The 19,443-nt window shown below is 60.6% G+C and carries 17 protein-coding genes; 5 read left to right on the forward strand and 12 right to left on the reverse strand.

The window, feature by feature from the left end; genetic code table 11:
• Positions 1-38 precede the first annotated feature (38 nt).
• From lpxD to rpsB, 11 genes are all read right to left on the reverse strand, one after another.
• Positions 39-1,094 carry a UDP-3-O-(3-hydroxymyristoyl)glucosamine N-acyltransferase gene (gene lpxD, locus J3P86_RS20875; RefSeq protein ID WP_434698764.1) on the reverse strand — a complete coding sequence of 352 codons (1,056 nt, stop codon included), beginning with the start codon at positions 1,092-1,094 and terminating at the stop codon, positions 39-41.
• A 3-nt stretch (positions 1,095-1,097) separates the two neighbouring features.
• Complete coding sequence (locus J3P86_RS20880; RefSeq protein WP_003184901.1) at positions 1,098-1,601, reverse strand: OmpH family outer membrane protein; 504 nt, start codon at positions 1,599-1,601, stop codon at positions 1,098-1,100.
• Positions 1,602-1,646: 45 nt separating this feature from the next.
• Positions 1,647-4,034, reverse strand: a complete 2,388-nt coding sequence (gene bamA / locus J3P86_RS20885; protein ID WP_434628705.1) for an outer membrane protein assembly factor BamA — start codon at positions 4,032-4,034, stop codon at positions 1,647-1,649.
• Between the two features lie 74 nt (positions 4,035-4,108).
• Complete coding sequence (rseP, locus tag J3P86_RS20890) at positions 4,109-5,461, reverse strand: RIP metalloprotease RseP (RefSeq protein WP_434572117.1); 1,353 nt, start codon at positions 5,459-5,461, stop codon at positions 4,109-4,111.
• A 52-nt stretch (positions 5,462-5,513) separates the two neighbouring features.
• Positions 5,514-6,704 carry a 1-deoxy-D-xylulose-5-phosphate reductoisomerase gene (gene ispC, locus J3P86_RS20895; protein ID WP_434628703.1) on the reverse strand — a complete coding sequence of 397 codons (1,191 nt, stop codon included), beginning with the start codon at positions 6,702-6,704 and terminating at the stop codon, positions 5,514-5,516.
• Positions 6,701-7,507, reverse strand: a complete 807-nt coding sequence (locus J3P86_RS20900) for a phosphatidate cytidylyltransferase (RefSeq protein WP_434572113.1) — start codon at positions 7,505-7,507, stop codon at positions 6,701-6,703. The genes ispC and J3P86_RS20900 overlap by 4 nt, the downstream gene beginning before the upstream one ends.
• Positions 7,507-8,262 (reverse strand): polyprenyl diphosphate synthase, encoded by a 756-nt coding sequence (gene uppS / locus J3P86_RS20905; protein ID WP_305499090.1) that lies wholly within the window; start codon positions 8,260-8,262, stop codon positions 7,507-7,509. Before uppS ends, J3P86_RS20900 begins: the two co-directional genes overlap by 1 nt.
• A gap of 13 nt (positions 8,263-8,275) precedes the next feature.
• A complete protein-coding gene (gene frr / locus J3P86_RS20910; protein WP_305499089.1) occupies positions 8,276-8,833 on the reverse strand; it encodes a ribosome recycling factor in 558 nt (185 codons plus the stop codon).
• Complete coding sequence (pyrH, locus tag J3P86_RS20915) at positions 8,830-9,573, reverse strand: UMP kinase (RefSeq protein WP_039591983.1); 744 nt, start codon at positions 9,571-9,573, stop codon at positions 8,830-8,832. Before pyrH ends, frr begins: the two co-directional genes overlap by 4 nt.
• A gap of 215 nt (positions 9,574-9,788) precedes the next feature.
• Complete coding sequence (gene tsf, locus J3P86_RS20920) at positions 9,789-10,652, reverse strand: translation elongation factor Ts (RefSeq protein ID WP_024619613.1); 864 nt, start codon at positions 10,650-10,652, stop codon at positions 9,789-9,791.
• Positions 10,653-10,846: 194 nt separating this feature from the next.
• Entirely contained in the window at positions 10,847-11,584 is a 738-nt protein-coding gene (gene rpsB / locus J3P86_RS20925; RefSeq protein ID WP_003198231.1) for a 30S ribosomal protein S2, read from the reverse strand.
• Between the two features lie 373 nt (positions 11,585-11,957).
• Here rpsB and map point away from each other — a divergent pair, with 373 nt between their 5' ends.
• The 5 genes from map to J3P86_RS20950 all read left to right on the forward strand — a co-directional run bounded on the left by map (position 11,958) and on the right by J3P86_RS20950 (position 17,748).
• Complete coding sequence (map, locus tag J3P86_RS20930) at positions 11,958-12,740, forward strand: type I methionyl aminopeptidase (RefSeq protein WP_030139491.1); 783 nt, start codon at positions 11,958-11,960, stop codon at positions 12,738-12,740.
• A 54-nt stretch (positions 12,741-12,794) separates the two neighbouring features.
• Positions 12,795-15,497, forward strand: coding sequence for a [protein-PII] uridylyltransferase (locus J3P86_RS20935; protein ID WP_305499088.1), 2,703 nt, complete (start codon positions 12,795-12,797; stop codon positions 15,495-15,497).
• Positions 15,498-15,634: 137 nt separating this feature from the next.
• Positions 15,635-16,834: a succinyldiaminopimelate transaminase gene (gene dapC, locus J3P86_RS20940; protein WP_434628700.1), complete on the forward strand. Its 1,200-nt coding sequence runs from the start codon at positions 15,635-15,637 to the stop codon at positions 16,832-16,834.
• Between the two features lie 234 nt (positions 16,835-17,068).
• A complete protein-coding gene (locus J3P86_RS20945) occupies positions 17,069-17,371 on the forward strand; it encodes a type II toxin-antitoxin system HigB family toxin (RefSeq protein WP_434628698.1) in 303 nt (100 codons plus the stop codon).
• A 5-nt stretch (positions 17,372-17,376) separates the two neighbouring features.
• Entirely contained in the window at positions 17,377-17,748 is a 372-nt protein-coding gene (locus tag J3P86_RS20950) for a helix-turn-helix domain-containing protein (RefSeq protein ID WP_434628696.1), read from the forward strand.
• A 47-nt stretch (positions 17,749-17,795) separates the two neighbouring features.
• Here the strand turns inward: J3P86_RS20950 and J3P86_RS20955 are convergent, their stop codons facing one another.
• Positions 17,796-19,439 carry a Na+/H+ antiporter gene (locus tag J3P86_RS20955; RefSeq protein ID WP_434698765.1) on the reverse strand — a complete coding sequence of 548 codons (1,644 nt, stop codon included), beginning with the start codon at positions 19,437-19,439 and terminating at the stop codon, positions 17,796-17,798.
• Positions 19,440-19,443: the final 4 nt, after the last annotated feature.

Genomic DNA, 19,443 nt, shown 5'->3' on the forward strand with positions numbered 1-19,443 from the left:
GGGCCTAGCGGCTGTGCACACTTGATATGGAAATGGTATCAGCCATCTGATGAAGCATTACCGCCAGGGGTCACGTCCCCTACACGCTTTTCCACCTGCTTGAGGCGCCGCGCGATGTCGTCGAGCTGGCGGATACGCGCCGCGCTCTTGCGCCACTCGGCAGCCGGTTGCATGGCTGTGCCGGAAGAATAGGCACCCGGCTCGGTAATCGAGTGGGTCACCATGGTCATTCCGGTCAGGAACACGTTGTCACAGATATCGATATGGCCCACCAGGCCCACGCCACCGGCGAGCATGCAGTGCTTGCCGATTTTGGTACTGCCGGAGATGCCCACGCAGGCGGCCATGGCGGTGTGGTCACCGACCTGGACGTTGTGGGCGATCTGGATCTGGTTGTCGAGCTTGACGCCATTGCCAATGACCGTATCGGCCAGCGCGCCACGGTCGATGGCGGTGTTGACGCCGATCTCCACGTCATCGCCGACGGTTACGCCACCGATCTGGGCAATCTTTTGCCAGACGCCTTTCTCATTGGCAAAACCGAAGCCTTCGCCACCGAGCACTGCGCCAGACTGGATCACTACCCGCTTGCCGATGCGCACATCGTGATACAGCGTCACCCGGGGCGCCAGCCAGCCACCTTCGCCGATCTCGCAGCGCGCGCCGATGAAGCAATGGGCGCCCAGCGTCACACCGACGCCAATCCGGGCCGCGCTTTCAATCACGACAAACGGGCCAACGCTGGCCGAGGGATCCACCACGGCGTCCGCTGCGATCACTGCAGTCGGGTGAATACCGGCAGCCGACTTGGGCTTGGGATCGAACAGATGGGAAATCCGCGCATACGCAAGGTAGGGGTCGGCCACGATCAGCGAATCACCGGCAAACCCTTCGGCATCACCGGCCTTGAGCAACAGCGCGGCAGCCCGGCTATCAGCCAGGTATTTACGGTATTGAGGATTTGCCAGGAAGCTCAACTGAGCTGGGCCAGCCTCTTGCAAAGTGGCTAGCCCAGTGATGACCTTCTCCGGGTCGCCACGCAGGGTGGCGCCGAGGAACTCGGCCAACTGGCCGAGCTTGATAGTCGCTGTCATGGATTACTTCAGCTGATTCATGCGCTCGATAACCTGGCGCGTGATGTCGTACTGAGGCTTGACATCAATCACTGCACCACGCTCGAACACCAGGTCAAAACCACCCTTCTTGATGACTTCTTCCACAGCGCTGTCGAGTTTCGGCTTGAGCTGCTTGAGCATTTCGCGGTCGGCAACGGCTTTCGCTTCGTTCAGTTCCTTGGACTGGAACTGGAAATCGCGGGCCTTTTGCTTGAATTCAAGCTCAAGGCGCTCGCGCTCACCCTGGGCCATTTTGTCGCCACCGGCCACCAAACGATCCTGGATACCCTTGGCGCTGCTTTCCAGGCCTTTGAGCTTGGTCAGTTGCGGGCCGAATTTTTTCTCCGCGTCCACAGCGTATTTCTTCGCCGCGTCGGATTCCAGCAGGGCCATCTGATAGTTCAGGACGGCGATCTTCATGTCGGCAAAAGCCGGACCTGCGACCAGTACGGTCGCCAGGAGAACCAATTGAGTCAACTTACGCACGATGTACTCCTACAAAATCCATTGTCGTTATCTTGGGTCAGACGCTTAGAACGTCTGACCGAGGGAGAATTGGAAAACCTGGGTTTCAGCGTCATCCGGTTTCTTGATCGGCATCGCCAACGCGAAGCTCAACGGGCCTAGCGCGGTGACCCAGGTCACGCCGACGCCGACGGAGCTGGCGAGGTTGCTCAGGCTGATGTCGTTGCACTCTGCGTTGGATGACGTGCCATTGTTGTTAGTAGGCTTATCGCAGCTGGAGTCGAATACGTTACCCACGTCCCAGAAAACCGAGGTACGCAGGGAGCGCTGATCCTTGACGAACGGCATCGGGAACAGGAGCTCGGCACCGCCCTGGATCAGGACGTTACCACCGAACGGCAGTGGATCCTGGTCCGGATCCCGGATGGTCCCCTGGTTGCCAGTGACAGCTGCACCTCGGCTCGGGGTACTGCGCGGGCCCAGGGTGCTGTCCTTGAAGCCACGCACCGAGTTGAAACCACCGGCGTAGTAGTTCTCGTAGAACGGCAGGCCGTCGGTCGAACCGTAGCCATCGCCATAACCCAGCTCGGTGTGCAGGCGCATGGTGTAGTTGTCAGACAGCGGCTGGAACAGCTGGCCGCGGTAGTCGAGCTTGAAGAACGACAGGTCGCTGCCAGGCGTAGTGGTTTCCAGGACCAAGCTCTGGGAACGGCCACGGGTCGCCAGCACACCCTTGTTCAGGGTCGACTCGGACCAACCAACAGACGCCTTGAAGTTCAGGTACTTGTCGCCCTCTTTCTCGACGAAATCGAAAATTTCGTCAACGGTATAGCGGCCAGTGCTGATCTCGTCCTGCTGGGCGGTGAGGCCGAAGGTCAGGCGCGACGTTTCGCTGATCGGATAGCCGATGTTGACGCCGGCACCCAGGCTGTCCACCGCATAGCTGGAGATGTCAGAGTCGAGCTCGTCGTAGTCGGTGGTGCGATAGAAGGCGTTGTAGCCCAGGCTCACACCGTCGGCAGTCCAGTAGGGGTCCACGTAACCGAAGTTGTAGCGGGTCTGGTACTCGCTGCGGGTCAGGCCCACGCTGACGCGGTTACCGGTACCGAGGAAGTTGTTCTGGGTGATCGAACCACCCAGGATCAGGCCCGCGCTCTGGGCGAAACCGACACTGGCGGTGATCGAACCGGAGGCTTGTTCCTCGACGCTGTAGTTCACATCCACCTGGTCATCGACGCCCGGTACGGCCGGGGTCTCGACGTTGACTTCCTTGAAGAAGCCCAGGCGCTCCAGGCGGGTCTTGGACTGGTCGATCAGGTAGGTCGACGCCCAGCCACCTTCCATCTGGCGCATTTCGCGACGCAGCACTTCGTCCTCGGACTTGGTGTTGCCACGGAAGTTGATGCGGTTGACGTAGGCACGCTTGCCGGGGTCCACGCCGAACGTGATGTCGACGGTATGGTCTTCATCGTGCGGTTGTGGCACGCCGTTCACGTTGGCGAAGGTGTAACCCTCGTTACCCAGGCGGCGAGTGATCAGCTCGGACGTGGTGGTCATCAGCTTGCGCGAGAACACCTGCCCCTTCTGCACCAGCAACAGCGATTTGACCTGGTCTTCCGGAACTTTCAGGTCACCACTGAGCTTGACGTCACGAACGGTGTACTTCTCTCCTTCGTTGACGTTGACAGTGATGTAGACGTGCTTCTTGTCCGGGGTGATGGACACCTGGGTCGAAGCAATGTCCATGTTGATGTAGCCACGGTCCAGGTAGTAGGAACGCAGGCGCTCCAGGTCACCGGAGAGTTTTTCACGAGCGTACTTGTCGTCGTTCTTGAAGAACGACAGCCAGTTGGTGGTCTTGAGTTCGAACAGGTCGATCAGGTCTTCATCCGGGAACACCGTGTTGCCGACCACGTTGATGTGCTGGATGGCGGCGACGGTGCCTTCGTTGATGTTGACCTTCAGGCCGACGCGGTTGCGCGGCTGCGGCACGACTTCGGTGTCGACAGTCGCCGAATAACGGCCCTGGGCAACGTATTGGCGTTGCAGCTCGTTACGGACGCCTTCGAGGGTCGCGCGCTGGAAGATCTCGCCTTCGGCCAGGCCGGATTGCTTGAGGCCTTTCATCAGGTCTTCAGTGGAGATCGCCTTGTTGCCTTCGATCTCGATACTGGCAACCGATGGGCGCTCGACGACCGTGATGACCAGGACATTGCCGTCGCGGCCCAGCTGGATATCTTGAAAGAAGCCGGTCTTGAACAGCGCACGAGTGGATTCCACCAGGCGCCGATCATCCGCCTGCTCGCCGACGTTCAACGGCAAGGCACCAAAGACGCTACCCGCGGAAACCCGCTGGAGGCCGTTGACGCGAATATCAGAGATAGTGAAGGACTCGGCGTGAACTTCGGCGATCATCAATACGGTGAGAACCGCAGTTAGCAGCAGACGTTTCATGAAGTCCTTTCTTATTCCAACTGGCAATAAACAAACTGCCGCAAAATGCGGCAGATTCGCAATTCAGCGAAGCGTTACAGACGACCCAGATCGTTGACCAGAGCAAGCAACATCACCCCGACCACCAAGCTGATACCGATCTGTATCCCCCAACCTTGCACCCGATCCGACAAGGGACGACCACGCGCCCACTCGATCAGATAAAACAGCAGATGCCCCCCATCCAGTACCGGAATGGGCAGCAAATTCAGAACCCCCAGGCTAATGCTCAGATAAGCAAGGAAATTCAGGAAATCAGCGACGCCCGACTGGGCAGAAGCGCCCGCCACTTTAGCAATGGTTATCGGTCCACTCAAGTTTTTTACCGAGAGCTCGCCGAACAACATTTTCTTCAGCGAGTCCAGGGTCAGGACACTCATGGTCCAGGTACGACGCGCACCCTCGCCAATCGCCTCAAGAGGGCCGAAGCTGACCTCGCGGATCATTTCCGGCGGCCACTCGACCGCCTTGACGCCCGCCCCCAGGTAACCGGTCGGCGCCTTGCTTTCGCCACGGGCGGCCAGAGTCACCGGGACGTCGATTGAAGCACCGTCGCGTTCGACGCGCAGCAGGATTTTGGTATCAGGACGTACACGAACCGAATCAACCACCTGTTGCCAGTCATTCACCGACTGGCCATCGAATGCCAGCAATCGGTCGCCGGTTTTCAGACCTGCGGCGTGAGCCGGGCCTTTCGGATCGAGCTCGGCCAGCACAGGCGGCAGCGCCGGACGCCATGGGCGGATCCCCAGGGAACGGATCGGATCCGGCTCGTCGGCGCCCTTGAGCCAGTTGTCGAGAATCAGCTCTCGCGGCGAATCCGCCGTCGAGCCCTGCTCGCGCACCAGCAATTGCAGCGAGCCACTTTCGCCCAGGCGGCGCACCAACTGCAGGTTGACCGCCGCCCAGCCCGAGGTGGGTTCACCATCGATGGCGACAATTTCCTGGCCTGCGCCCAACCCGGCCCGAGCCGCCACGCTGCCGGCCTCTACTGCACCGATGACCGGGCGCACCTGCTCGCTGCCGAGCATTGCCAACGCCCAGAAAAACACCAGGGCCAACAGGAAATTGGCGATCGGGCCCGCCGCCACGATAGCGATACGCTGACGAACGGTCTTGCGATTGAAAGATTGGTCAAGCTGATCGACAGGCACTTCGCCTTCGCGCTCATCGAGCATCTTGACGTAGCCGCCCAGCGGGATGGCCGCGACGACGAACTCGGTGCCCTGCTTGTCGTGCCAGCGCAGCAAAGGCATGCCGAAGCCAACGGAAAAACGCAGAACCTTGACGCCACAGCGACGCGCGACCCAGAAATGGCCGAATTCGTGAAAAGTGACCAGCACCCCCAGCGCAACCAGGGTGCCGACAATCATATAGAGCGCGCTCATCTGTTTTCTCCACAATCCTGCCCGGGACAACCCTGGCTAAGGTACCGCAGTCTCAACGCCCGTGGCGCTTCAACCAATGGCCCGCCAGCTCACGAGCCCTGGCGTCGACGGTAAATACCGCATCGAGATCATCAAGCGAAACCACGGCCTCGAGATTCAAGACCTCCTCGATGATACTCGCGATCTCGAGGTAACGGACACGCCCATCGAGAAACGCTGCGACCGCCACTTCGTTGGCCGCGTTAAGCATGGCCGGGGCACTGTCGCCGGCCTCGGCCGCCTGCCGAGCCAGGCGCAGGCAAGGAAACCGCTGCTCATCGGGCGCCTGGAAATCCAGACGGGCGATGGCAAACAGGTCCAGCGGCGCCACCCCCGAATCGATCCGCTCCGGCCAGGCCAGCGCATTGGCGATCGGCGTACGCATGTCCGGGTTCCCCAGCTGGGCGAGGACCGAACCATCGACATAATCCACCAGGGAGTGGATCACGCTTTGTGGATGGATCACCACCTCGACCTGGGACGGCCGGGCATCGAACAGCCAGCAGGCCTCGATCAGCTCCAGCCCCTTGTTCATCATGCTGGCGGAGTCCACGGAAATCTTGCGTCCCATGGACCAGTTCGGATGGGCGCAAGCCTGCTCGGGCGAAACATGCACCAATTCTTCCAGGGGTGTCTGCCGGAATGGGCCGCCAGACGCTGTCAGAAGAATCCGCCGAACGCCGACCGCCCCCAGGCCGCGGGAAAAATCCTGCGGCATGCATTGGAAAATCGCATTGTGTTCGCTGTCGATGGGCAGCAGTACCGAGCCGCTTTTGCGCACCGCCTGCATGAACAGTGCACCGGACATCACCAGCGCTTCCTTGTTCGCCAGCAGGATTTTCTTGCCAGCCTCCACCGCCGCCAGCGTCGGACGCAAGCCCGCCGCCCCTACGATTGCCGCCATCACGGCGTCGACTTCAGGGTCGGAAGCCACCTGGCAAAGGCCCTCCTCGCCCACCAGCACACGAGTTTGCAGGCCAGCGGCGCGCAGGTCGTCCTGCAGCGCCCGCGCCACATCGGCATGTGGCACCACGGCAAAACGCGGCGTGTGGCGGATGCACAGCGCCAGCAGCTCGCTCAGGCGGGTGAAGCCACTGAGAGCGAATACCTGATAGCGCTCCGGATGGCGACCGATGACATCAAGGGTACTCAGTCCGATGGAGCCCGTGGCCCCCAGAACGGTAATCTGCTGAGGACGACTCACGGTGCCGCCATCCACAACAGCACGGCGAAGATCGGGATCGCGGCGGTCAGGCTGTCGATACGGTCCAGTACACCACCGTGGCCCGGCAGCAGGTTACTGCTGTCCTTGACCCCGGACTGACGCTTGAACATGCTTTCGGTCAGGTCGCCGACGACCGATACGAAAACCACCAGGGCCGCGCCGAACAGGCCCATCAGCAATTGCGCGACGGTCCAGTCCCGCACAAAACCGACCACAGCGGTAATGACCAGGCTCAGGGCCAGGCCACCGTAGACACCTTCCCAGCTTTTGCCCGGACTGACTTTCGGCGCCAGCTTGCGCTTGCCAAAGGCACGGCCGGAGAAATAGGCGCCAACGTCAGCCCCCCAGACCAGCACCATCACCGCCATGATCTGCCAGTTGCCCAGTGCGCCCTGCTTGATCCAGATCAGCCCTTGCCAGGCCGGCAGCAGGATCAACAGGCCGATCATCAGCTTGGTCGCGGCATTGGCCCAGTGGTGCGTAGTGCGTGGATAGGTCAGCACCAGGAACGTTGCCGTCGCCCACCACAGCACTGCCGCCCCCAGCACCCACGGCGCGATGCCAGGCACGAGGTACATGATGAACAGCATGGCGGCGACCACTGCCGCGTAGATCATGCGCGCCGACTGCGCAGCAAAACCTGCCAGCCGCGCCCATTCCCAGGCGCCCAGCGTCACGACCAGGCCGATGAACAGGGCGAAGCCGGCTCCTTCAAGCAGGAAAAAGCCAGCCAAGGCGATGGGCAACAGGATCAGGGCGGTGATGATTCGTTGTTTGAGCATTAAACCCGGGCTCCAGCTTCGATCTGCTCGCTCGTTTTACCGAAACGACGCTGACGGGAAGCGAAATCGGCCAGCGCAGTGCGCATGGCTTCGTGTTTGAAGTCCGGCCAGAACAGGTCGGAGAAGTACAGCTCGGCGTAAGCCAGCTGCCAGAGGAGGAAATTGCTGATGCGATGTTCGCCACCGGTGCGGATGCACAGATCCGGCAACGGCAGGTCGCCGGTTGCCAGGCAGGTTTGCAACAGCTCGGGCGTGATGTCTTCGGGCCGCAGGTGACCGGCCTGGACTTCCCGCGCCAGGCGCTGCGCCGCCTGGGCGATATCCCACTGACCGCCGTAATTGGCGGCAATCTGCAGAACGAACCGATCGGCGCCAGCCGTGGCGGTCTCGGCTTCGCGCATCGCAGCCTGCAGTTCCGGATGAAAGCGCGAGCGATCACCGATGATCCGCAGACTGATCCGGTTCTCGTCGAGGCGCTTGGCTTCACGCCGCAATGCCTTGAGGAAGAGGTCCATCAAGGCGCTGACCTCGTCAGCCGGACGCTGCCAGTTTTCGCTGGAAAACGCGAACAGGGTGAGCACCTCGACCCCGGCCTCGGCACACACCTCAATGACCGCCCGAACCGCGTCGACCCCGGCTTTATGCCCGGCAACACCGGGCATAAAGCGCTTCTTGGCCCAGCGGTTATTGCCGTCCATGATGATCGCCACATGGCGCGGTACCGCGAACGGCACGGCCTGCTTGGTCTTATCCATGAAAACGAGACCCTTATACGGCCATCAGGTCTTTTTCTTTCTCATCCGTAGCCTTGCTGATCTGGGCCTCGGATTCTTTGGTCAGCTTATCGATATCAGCGATGGCACGACGCTCTTCGTCTTCACTGATTTCCTTGTCCTTGACCAGCTTCTTCAGCTCACCCAACGCGTCACGACGGATATTGCGCACGGCAACACGCGCGTCTTCCGCGGCGCTACGGGCCTGTTTCGTGAAGCCTTTGCGCGTTTCCTCGGTGAGGGCCGGCATCGGGATCAGCAGCAGCTCACCGAGGTTGGTTGGGTTGAGGTTCAAACCGGCGCTCTGGATCGCCTTGTCTACAGCGGCGAGCATGTTGCGCTCGAAAGCCACGACCTGCAGGGTGCGCGAGTCTTTCACGGTGACGTTGGCGACGCTGCTCAGCGGCGTGTCAGTGCCGTAGTAAGGCACCATGACGCTGCCGAGGATGCTCGGGTGAGCCTTGCCGGTACGAATCTGGCCGAATGCGTGGCTCAGAGACTCCAGGGATTTCTGCATGCGCTCTTGAGCGTCTTTCTTGATGTCGTTGATCATTGCTTGCCTTCCTCGATCAGTGTTCCTTCGGCGCCACCGTGCACGATGTTGAGCAGGGCCCCGGGTTTGTTCATGTTGAAAACGCGCAGCGGCATCTTGTGGTCGCGGCACAGGCAAATAGCGGTCAGGTCCATTACACCCAGCTTGCGATCCAGCACTTCATCGTAGGTCAGATGATCGAACTTCTCGGCATGCGGGTCTTTGAACGGGTCAGCGGTGTACACGCCATCCACCTTGGTAGCCTTGAGCACGACATCGGCGTCGATCTCGATCGCTCGCAGGCACGCGGCCGAATCCGTGGTGAAGAACGGATTGCCGGTACCCGCGGCAAAAATCACCACCTCCTTGGAATTGAGGTGGCGCATGGCCTTGCGGCGATCGTAGTGATCGGTCACGCCAACCATGGAAATCGCCGACATCACGATCGCGGAGATATTGGCACGCTCCAGCGCGTCGCGCATAGCCAGGGCGTTCATCACAGTGGCCAGCATGCCCATGTGGTCGCCCGTGACCCGATCCATGCCCGCCGCGCTCAGCGCCGCGCCACGGAACAAGTTGCCGCCGCCGATGACCAGGCCGACCTGAACGCCGATCCCGACCAACTGGCCCACTTCCAGGGCCATGCGATCCAGCACTTTCGGGTCGATCCCGAACTCTTCCGAGCCCATCAGGGCCTCGCCGCTAAGCTTGAGTAGAATGCGTTTATAGCGAGCCTGATAACCACTGCCCTGCTGAGCCATTGCGAATCTCTCCTGCGGCGTATTTTTCAAAAAATTCTGTTGCGGGCTGTTTGCAGCCTGCGTTCACTCTAGCTTGACGCTGACACAGCGCCATCGGAACACGGCTTTGTAAGCCAGTTCCGACAGGAAACCAATATAAATCGGCATCCTTATCCGAAAAGAGGCTGCGCGCGTGAGCGGGCAGCCTCTTCAGGGCGACAGTTATACAAACTATCTTATTGCTTGCTGGCAGCCAGCTGAGCAGCCACTTCTTCAGCGAAGTTGTCTACTGGCTTCTCGATGCCTTCGCCCACTTTGAAGTAGGTGAAGGAAACGATTTCAGCGCCGCCCTTCTTGGCCAGTTCACCGACCTTGATTTCAGGGTTCTTGACGAACGCCTGCTCAACCAGGCTGGCTTCAGCCAGGAACTTGGTGATACGACCGGCAACCATTTTTTCAACGATTTCGGCTGGCTTGCCTTTGATCTTGTCTTCGTTGAGCTGCATGAACACAGCTTTTTCACGCTCGATGGCGTCAGCGGAAACTTCCGACGGCAGCAGGAACTCAGGATTGCTGGCAGCGACGTGCATTGCGATGTCTTTGGCCAGCTCGACGTTGCCGCCTTTGAGGGCCACAACAACACCGATCTTGTTGCCGTGCAGGTAAGAACCGACAACATCGCCTTCGACGCGAACCAGACGACGGATGTTGACGTTTTCGCCTACTTTGGCAACCAGGGCTTCACGAGCCGATTCCTGAGCGGCGATCAGCGGAGCTGCGTCGGTCAGTTTGTCGGCGAATGCTTTTTCGACGCTGGCGGCAACGAATGCCTTGAAGTCGTCTTGCAGGGCCAGGAAGTCGGTCTGCGAGTTGACTTCGATGATAACGGCAGCTTTACCGTCATCCTTGATGCCGATCGCGCCTTCAGCGGCAATGTTGCCGGCTTTCTTGGCAGCCTTGATGGCGCCCGAAGCGCGCATGTCATCAATGGCTTTCTCGATGTCGCCGCCAGCCTTGGTCAAGGCTTTCTTGCAGTCCATCATGCCTTCGCCGGTACGCTCGCGCAGTTCTTTGACCAACGCTGCAGTAATCTCTGCCATTTCAAAATCCTCTTGGATAGGTTTTCAACCATTCCACCCGACCGAACGGGCGATCAATTCTTCCTGAAAAACCACTGCTTATAGACCGCTGCAGGTTACAAACAGGTAGCTGCGCTGGCGACAAGTGGTTTTCGAGGTGGCAAAAAGGGGGCCAAGCCCCCTTTTTGCTTACTGAGTCAACGCCAGGGCGTCAATTACTCAGCGGCTGCTGCCGGAGCTTCTTCAGCGAAGACTTCGGTGCCGCCATTTACATTGTTGCGACCACGGATGACAGCGTCAGCCATCGAACCCATGTACAGCTGGATGGCGCGGATGGCGTCATCGTTGCCTGGGATGATGTAGTCAACGCCTTCCGGGCTGCTGTTGGTATCGACAACGCCGATGACCGGGATACCCAGCTTGTTGGCTTCGGTGATCGCGATGCGCTCGTGGTCAACGTCGATCACGAACAGCGCGTCAGGCAGACCGCCCATGTCCTTGATACCGCCCAGGGAGCGGTCCAGCTTCTCAAGATCACGAGTGCGCATCAGCGCTTCTTTCTTGGTCAGCTTGGCGAAAGTACCGTCTTCGGACTGGACTTCAAGGTCACGCAGACGCTTGATGGAAGCGCGAATGGTCTTGAAGTTGGTCAGCATGCCGCCCAACCAGCGGTGATCGACGTACGGCGAACCGCAACGTGCTGCTTCTTCAGCAACGATCTTGCCAGCGGAACGCTTGGTGCCGACGAACAGAATCTTGTTTTTGCCCTGGGCCAGGCGCTCTACGAAGGTCAGTGCTTCGTTGAACATCGGCAGGGTTTTTTCAAGGTTGATGATGTGGATCTTGTTGCGCGCGCCGAAAATGTACTTGCCCATTTTCGGGTTCCAGTAACGGGTCTGGTGGCCGAAGTGCACACCGGCCTTCAGCATATCGCGCATGTTGACTTGGGACATGATAGTTCCTTGATAAGTCGGGTTTGGCCTCCACGTATCCCAATGACCAACCAGCGACTGTAAAAGCCGAAGGCACCCAGGTCATCGTGTCGACACGTGTGTGGATTTAAGCTTACGGGGTCATCCCCGGAAAGCGGCGCATTTTATACCACAGCAAGGATTAAAACGAAACCCGGATTCTGAAAACCTGGCGAAGCGCTTGCACGCCGCCCGTTCATTGCCTGGGAATACGCACCCTTATAGAGAGAAGCGATGCACGCGGGCGCGGATTTGCGCTGATCGTCTGGTAGAATCGCCTTTTTCAGGGCCGCAACGACATCATCCGCCGCCCATTTCGTTTTGAACAGCGCCGTCGGGCGCAGAGAGAGCCTGTATGACCGTCACCCTCAAGACTCCCGAGGACATCGCCAAAATGCGTGTCGCCGGCAAACTCGCCGCCGAAGTGCTGGAAATGATCGCCGACTACGTCAAGCCGGGCGTCACCACCGAAGAGCTGGACCGCATCTGCCACGATTACATCGTCAACGAGCAGAAGGCCATCCCGGCTCCGCTCAACTATAAAGGCTTCCCGAAGTCGATCTGCACCTCGATCAACCACGTGGTCTGCCACGGCATCCCCAACGAGAAACCGTTGAAGGATGGCGACACCCTGAACATCGACGTCACCGTCATCAAGGACGGCTACCACGGCGATACCAGCCGCATGTTCCACGTCGGCAACGTACCGGAGTGGGCCGAGCGCCTGTCCAAGGTCACCCAGGAATGCATGTACATGGCCATCGAACTGGTGAAGCCGGGCTGCCGCCTGGGCGACATCGGCGAGGTGATCCAGAAGCACGCGCAGAAAAACGGTTTTTCGGTGGTGCGTGAGTTCTGCGGCCACGGCATCGGCAAGGTGTTCCACGAAGAACCGCAGATCCTCCACTACGGCCGCGCCGGTACCGGCATGGAACTGCAGGCGGGCATGACCTTCACCATCGAACCGATGATCAACCAGGGCCGCGCCGACACCAAGGTACTGGGCGACGGCTGGACCGCCATCACCAAGGATCGCAAGCTGTCGGCGCAGTGGGAGCACACGCTGCTGGTCACCGAGACTGGCTACGAGATCTTCACCCTGCGCAGCGATGACACCATTCCCCGTGTTTCCGCCTGATCAGAACCCAGCCTGACCGATCCGATAGATATAGATAGAAAGGAAAGCCATTCAATGCCGCAGGTGGATCCCGAACTCTTCGACCGCGGCCAGTTCCAGGCTGAACTGGCCCTGAAGGCAAGCCCCATCTCGGCATTCAAGAAGGCGATCCGCCAGGCCCACGAAGTGCTCGACCAGCGCTTTCGCAGTGGCCGTGATATTCGTCGGCTGATCGAGGACCGCGCCTGGTTCGTCGACAACATCCTGCAAAAGGCCTGGGAGCAATTCAACTGGAGCGAGGACGCCGACATCGCCCTGGTGGCCGTGGGCGGCTACGGGCGCGGCGAACTGCACCCCTACTCCGATATCGATCTGCTGATCCTGCTGGAGAGCGCCGACCACGAGATTTTCCGTGATTCCATCGAGCGTTTCCTCACGCTGCTGTGGGACATCGGCCTGGAAGTCGGCCAGAGCGTGCGTTCGGTGCAGGAATGCGCCGACGAGGCCCGCGCCGACCTCACGGTGATCACCAACCTGATGGAAAGCCGCACCATTGCCGGCCCCGAGCGCTTGCGCCAGCGCATGCTCGACGTCACCAGCACGGCGCACATGTGGCCGAGCAAGGACTTCTTCCTGGCCAAGCGCGCCGAGCAGAAGGCTCGCCATCACAAGTACAACGATACCGAGTACAACCTGGAACCCAACGTCAAAGGCTCGCCAGGCGGGCTGCGGGACATCCAGACCATCCTGTGGGTCGCCCGTCGCCAGTACGGCACGCTGAACCTGCGCGCACTGGCCGGCGAAGGCTTCCTGGTGGAAAGCGAGAACGCCCTGCTGGCCTCGTCCCAGGAATTCCTCTGGAAGGTCCGCTACGCGTTGCACATGCTCGCCGGGCGCTCCGAGGATCGCCTGCTGTTCGATCACCAGCGCTCCATCGCCGGCCTGCTGGGTTTCGAAGGCCAGGACGCCAAGCAGTCCATCGAAAACTTCATGCAGCAGTACTATCGCGTGGTGATGAGCATCGCCCAGCTCAGCGAACTGATCATCCAGCACTTCGAGGAAGTGATCCTCGCGCCGGAAGACGAGGCGCCGCCGCAGCCGATCAATTCCCGGTTCCAGTTGCACGACGGCTACATCGAGGCGCGCCACGCCAACGTGTTTCGCCGCACGCCGTTCGCCATGCTCGAGATTTTCGTGCTCATGGCCCAGCAGCCGGAAATCAAGGGCGTGCGCGCCGACACCATCCGCCTGCTGCGGGAAAACCGTCACTTGATCGATGACGACTTCCGCCACGATATTCGCAACACCAGCCTGTTCATCGAACTGTTCAAGTGCAAGATCGGCGTGCACCGCAACCTGCGGCGCATGAACCGCTATGGGATCCTCGGACGTTACCTGCCGGAGTTCGGCTACATCGTCGGGCAGATGCAGCACGACTTGTTCCACATCTATACGGTCGATGCGCACACGCTGAACCTGATCAAACACCTGCGCAAGTTGCAGTACACCCAGGTGTCGGAGAAATTCCCGCTGGCCAGCAAGCTCATGGCCAAGCTGCCCAAGCCTGAGCTCATCTACATGGCGGGGCTGTATCACGACATCGGCAAGGGCCGCCAAGGCGACCATTCGGAGATTGGCGCGGTGGATGCTGAGGCGTTCTGCCAGCGGCACCAGTTGCCGGTGTGGGACAGCCGGCTGATCGTCTGGCTGGTGCAGAACCACCTGGTGATGTCGACCACCGCCCAGCGCAAGGATTTGTCCGACCCGCAGGTGATCCACGATTTTGCCCAGGCGGTGGGCGATGAAACCCGCCTGGATTATCTCTACGTGCTGACCGTGGCCGACATCAACGCCACCAACCCGACCCTGTGGAATTCCTGGCGCGCCAGCCTGTTGCGCCAGTTGTACACCGAGACCAAGCGTGCCCTGCGCCGTGGTCTGGAGAACCCGGTGGATCGCGAAGAACAGATCCGCCGCACCCAGAGCGCGGCTCTGGACATCCTGGTACGCGGCGGCACCGATCCGGATGATGTCGAGCAACTCTGGTCGCAACTGGGCGATGACTACTTCCTGCGCCACACCGCCGGCGATGTGGCCTGGCACACCGATGCGATTCTCCAGCAGCCGGCCGATGGCGGTCCGCTGGTATTGATCAAGGAAACCACCCAGCGCGAATTCGAGGGCGGTACGCAGATCTTCATCTACGCCCCCGACCAGCACGATTTCTTCGCCGTGACCGTGGCGGCGATGGACCAGCTCAACCTCAACATCCATGACGCCCGAGTCATCACGTCCAGCAGCCAGTTCACCCTCGACACCTACATCGTGCTCGACACTGACGGCGACTCGATCGGCGACAACCCGGCGCGGGTCAAGCAGATTCGCGACGGTCTCACCGAAGCCCTGCGCAACCCCGCGGACTACCCGACCATCATCCAGCGCCGGGTGCCGCGCCAGCTCAAGCATTTCGCCTTTGCGCCGCAGGTAACGATCCACAACGACGCACAGCGCCAGGTCACCGTGCTGGAACTCAGCGCGCCGGACCGCCCGGGCCTGCTGGCGCGGGTCGGCCATATTTTCCTGGAATTCGATCTGTCGCTGCAGAACGCCAAGATCGCGACCCTCGGCGAGCGGGTGGAAGACGTATTCTTCATCACCGACGCCCATAACCAGCCGCTGTCCGACCCGCAGCTGTGCAGCCGTTTGCAGGAAGCGATCGTGCGGCACCTGAGCGTCAACCAGGAACCCGACATCAACCTGACGCGCATCAGCATCTGAACGAACATATCCCCCTGTGGGAGCGAGCCTGCTCGCGAAAGCCGCGGATCAGTCAATGATTTTATCGACTGACACAGCGTATTCGCGAGCAGGCTCGCTCTCACAAGGGGCAGTGCCCACATTGAACGAGGCCCCCGATGAACAACGCCCTGTCCCAGCTCCAGCCCTACCCGTTCGAGAAGCTTCGCGCCTTGCTCGGCAGCGTCACGCCCAATCCGGACAAGCGCCCGATCGCGTTGTCCATCGGCGAACCCAAGCATCGCTCACCCACTTTTGTGGCTGAAGCCCTGGCCGGCAGTCTGGAAAAAATGGCGGTGTACCCGACCACCCTTGGCATTCCCGAGCTGCGCGAAGCCATCACCGGTTGGTGCGAGCGCCGCTTCAACGTGCCAGACGGCTGGCTCGATCCGGCGCGCCATGTGCTGCCGGTCAACGGTACCCGTGAAGCCTTGTTCGCCTTCACCCAGACCGTGGTCAACCGTGGCGATGACGCCCTGGTCGTCAGCCCGAACCCCTTCTATCAGATCTACGAAGGCGCAGCGTTCCTGGCCGGAGCCAAGCCACACTACCTGCCATGCCTGGACACGAACGGCTTCAACCCGGATTTCGATGCCGTCTCGCCGGATATCTGGAAACGCTGCCAGATCCTGTTCCTCTGCTCCCCGGGCAATCCGACCGGCGCCTTGATTCCGGTGGACGTGCTGAAGAAGCTCATCGCCCTGGCTGACGAGCACGACTTCGTCATCGCCGCGGACGAGTGCTACAGCGAGCTCTACTTCGACGAACAGACCCCGCCGCCAGGCCTGCTCAGCGCCTGCGTCGAACTGGGTCGCAAGGACTTCAAGCGCTGCGTGGTGTTCCACAGCCTGTCCAAGCGCTCCAACCTGCCGGGCCTGCGCTCCGGTTTCGTTGCTGGCGACGCCGACATCCTCAAGGGCTTTTTGCTCTACCGCACCTATCACGGTTGCGCGATGCCGGTTCAGACCCAATTGGCGAGCATTGCCGCGTGGAACGACGAGGTGCACGTCCGGGCCAACCGCGCGCTGTACCGGGAGAAATTCGACGCGGTGCTGGAAATCCTCAGCCCGGTGCTCGACGTGCAACGCCCCGATGGCAGCTTCTACCTGTGGCCGAACGTGGCCGGCGACGACGCGGCATTCTGCCGTGACCTGTTCGAACAGGAACACGTGACGGTCGTCCCAGGCTCGTACCTGTCGCGCGATGTGGACGGCGTCAACCCCGGCGCCGGCCGCGTGCGCATGGCCCTGGTCGCGCCATTGGCCGAATGCGTGGAAGCGGCGGAACGAATCCGCGCATTCATCCAGCGCCGGGGTTGATGGCTCTATCGAGCCGAAACGGACCGCTGTCGTGGCGAGGGAGCTTGCTCCCGTTGGGCTGCGAAGCGGCCCTAAAGCAGACAACTCAATCTGTCTGATGTATTCCGTTGGATCGTTGCCACGCTCTGCGTGGGAACGATCCATACAACACGCTGCCCATACAGCAAATTGCGGTCATGGGCTGTTGCTTGTGAATGCTTGCAAAAGTCCCACCACGGGACTACATTCTCACCCATGAGAATTATCGCCCTCAGTCATCTGAAAGCCTTTTGGGAGAAATACCCAGATTCCGAACAGCAGCTTAAGGCTTGGCTTGACGATGCCAAAAAAGCCACTTGGACCAACCCAAACGACATCAAGGCGCAATACGGTAACGCAAGCATTCTCAAGAGTCGCCGCGTGGTGTTCAACATCAAGGGTAACGACTACCGCCTGGTGATCGCCATTGCCTACCGCTTCGGCGCTGTGTACATCAAGTTTGTCGGCACTCATCGCCGGTACGATGAGATCGACGCAAACACCGTGGAAATGGAGTAATCATCATGAACATTCGCCCAATCCGCACCGATGAAGAATACCGGGTAGCTCTCAAAGAGATCTCTCCCCTGTTTGAGAATGAGCCTGAACCTGGCACCCCGGAAGGCGATGTTTTCGAAGTCATGGTCACTCTGATCGAGGCATATGAAGCCAAGCATTTCCCGGTGGATCTGCCCGACCCAATTGAAGCCATCAAGTTTCGCATGGAGCAATCCGGACTCACCGCGGCCGATCTTGCTCCCGCTATCGGAAAAACGAACCGCGTATACGAGGTGCTCAACCGTAAGCGCTCGTTAACTCTGCCCATGATCTGGAAGCTTCACGATATGTTCGGCATCCCAGCAGAAAGCCTGATAAAGCCAGTAAAAGCTGCCTGATACTAGCCCGGCCCGCCCCCGGGCTATTCGGGAAATGAGGTCAGGATTTATTTACCCAACCCCAAATTCGCCTCCGCCAAATCCAGCTCCGCCAGCACCTCACGCAACACATCATCGCCAATCTGGTGCTGGCGACTGAGGCGATACAGCTCCAACCGCTGCGCTCGGTACGCCTTCAAACGCAATCGGCGCTCCAGCAGGTCCATTTCGAACGCCAGCGCCTGGGCTTCGGCCGAGTCGTTGAATACCTCAAGCTGATGACGATACTCGGACATCAGCCGCGCCTTGACCTCCGTCGCCAGAGCCGCCGTGGCCGCGTCAGGCGCGGCTGTCTCGGCCGGCTCCTCCACTTCCAAGGCATGAATCGCCGCTTCAGCGGTTTTACGCCAGGCCTCACGGACTTCGTTGCGGCGTTTGTCGTCCGGCCCCTTCTCGACGCCGCGCAACAGCAGGGGCAAAGCGATGCAAGCGGCGACCAGTGACAGCAGAATCACCCCCGCAGCGATGAAGATCAGCAAGTCGCGCTCGGGAAACGCCTCACCCGCCCCCAACAGCAACGGCACCGACATCACGCCCGCCAGCGTTACCGCCCCGCGCACGCCGCCAAACGTCAGCAACCAGCAAGAGCGCGCGGTCGGCACCAGGGTCAACTCGCCCTTGCCGCGCCAGCGGCGCAACAGCCCGGACAAGCGCCAGATGCTTTGCACCCAGACAAAACGCAACACCAGCAGCACCAGGAAAATCGCCACCACATCCAGGCAGCGGTAGAACAACATCGGCCACAACGTGGTCTCGTGGCTGGTCACGGCTTTGATGATGTCCGGCAGTTGCAAGCCCAGCAGCAAGAAAATCAAGCCATTGAAGGCAAATTCCAACAGCGCCCAGACGCTGCGATTGAGCAACCGCGTGCCGGTCTGGCGCGGCAGCAGGTCAAGCCAGCTCTGCATCATCCCAGCCGCCACCGCCGAGAGAATGCCCGAGGCGCCCAGGCGTTCAGCCAGCACATAAGCGGCAAACGGCAGCAATAACATGAACACCACATGGGTGGCGGGGTCGTCCCAGCCCCGGGCGATCATCCACGCCCGCAGACGACCCACCAGCCAACTCAGGGCCACGCCTACCAGCAGGCCACCGACAGCGACCAGGACAAAAGTCAGGCTGGCACTGGCCAGGGAGAACACCCCGGTGATGGCCGCTGCCACAGCGAACTTGAAAGTCACCAGGCCCGACGCATCGTTCATCAATGCCTCGCCCTGGAGCATGTGCATCAACGGCGCGGGCAAGCGGTCTCGGGCGATTGCCGACACGGCCACCGCGTCAGTCGGCGACAGCACCGCCGCCAGGGCGAAGGCCACCGGCAACGGAATGCTTGGCAACAACCAATGAATGAAATAACCCGCGCCGACCACCGTGAACAACACCAGCCCGACCGCCAGCGTCAGGACCGGCCCGCGCAGGCGCCACAGTTCACGCTTGGGCATGCGCCAACCGTCAGAGAACAGCAACGGCGGGAGGAACAGAAACAGGAACAACTCGGGATCAAGCGCCACATGCAGCCCCAGCGAAGGCCAGGCCAGCACGGCGCCGGCAGCGATCTGCACCAGGGGCAGCGGCAGCGGGATCAATCGCCCGACCAGGCGCGAGACGCCCACCAGCATCAACAGGATCAGGACGGTATAGGCGCTTTGCATAACA

Source organism: Pseudomonas sp. D1-1 (genome assembly GCF_051132225.1).
Classification (GTDB): Bacteria; Pseudomonadota; Gammaproteobacteria; order Pseudomonadales; family Pseudomonadaceae; genus Aquipseudomonas.

Coding starts and splice junctions, on each gene's coding strand:
- rpsB (WP_003198231.1), bottom strand. CDS start 11,584: ATGTCCCAAGTCAACATGCGCGATATGCTGAAGGCCGGTGTGCACTTC.
- J3P86_RS20945 (WP_434628698.1), top strand. CDS start 17,069: ATGAGAATTATCGCCCTCAGTCATCTGAAAGCCTTTTGGGAGAAATAC.
- J3P86_RS20955 (WP_434698765.1), bottom strand. CDS start 19,439: ATGCAAAGCGCCTATACCGTCCTGATCCTGTTGATGCTGGTGGGCGTC.
- frr (WP_305499089.1), bottom strand. CDS start 8,833: ATGATCAACGACATCAAGAAAGACGCTCAAGAGCGCATGCAGAAATCC.
- J3P86_RS20900 (WP_434572113.1), bottom strand. CDS start 7,507: ATGCTCAAACAACGAATCATCACCGCCCTGATCCTGTTGCCCATCGCC.
- pyrH (WP_039591983.1), bottom strand. CDS start 9,573: ATGGCTCAGCAGGGCAGTGGTTATCAGGCTCGCTATAAACGCATTCTA.
- dapC (WP_434628700.1), top strand. CDS start 15,635: ATGAACAACGCCCTGTCCCAGCTCCAGCCCTACCCGTTCGAGAAGCTT.
- rseP (WP_434572117.1), bottom strand. CDS start 5,461: ATGAGCGCGCTCTATATGATTGTCGGCACCCTGGTTGCGCTGGGGGTG.
- lpxD (WP_434698764.1), bottom strand. CDS start 1,094: ATGACAGCGACTATCAAGCTCGGCCAGTTGGCCGAGTTCCTCGGCGCC.
- uppS (WP_305499090.1), bottom strand. CDS start 8,262: ATGGATAAGACCAAGCAGGCCGTGCCGTTCGCGGTACCGCGCCATGTG.
- tsf (WP_024619613.1), bottom strand. CDS start 10,652: ATGGCAGAGATTACTGCAGCGTTGGTCAAAGAACTGCGCGAGCGTACC.
- J3P86_RS20935 (WP_305499088.1), top strand. CDS start 12,795: ATGCCGCAGGTGGATCCCGAACTCTTCGACCGCGGCCAGTTCCAGGCT.
- map (WP_030139491.1), top strand. CDS start 11,958: ATGACCGTCACCCTCAAGACTCCCGAGGACATCGCCAAAATGCGTGTC.
- J3P86_RS20950 (WP_434628696.1), top strand. CDS start 17,377: ATGAACATTCGCCCAATCCGCACCGATGAAGAATACCGGGTAGCTCTC.
- bamA (WP_434628705.1), bottom strand. CDS start 4,034: ATGAAACGTCTGCTGCTAACTGCGGTTCTCACCGTATTGATGATCGCC.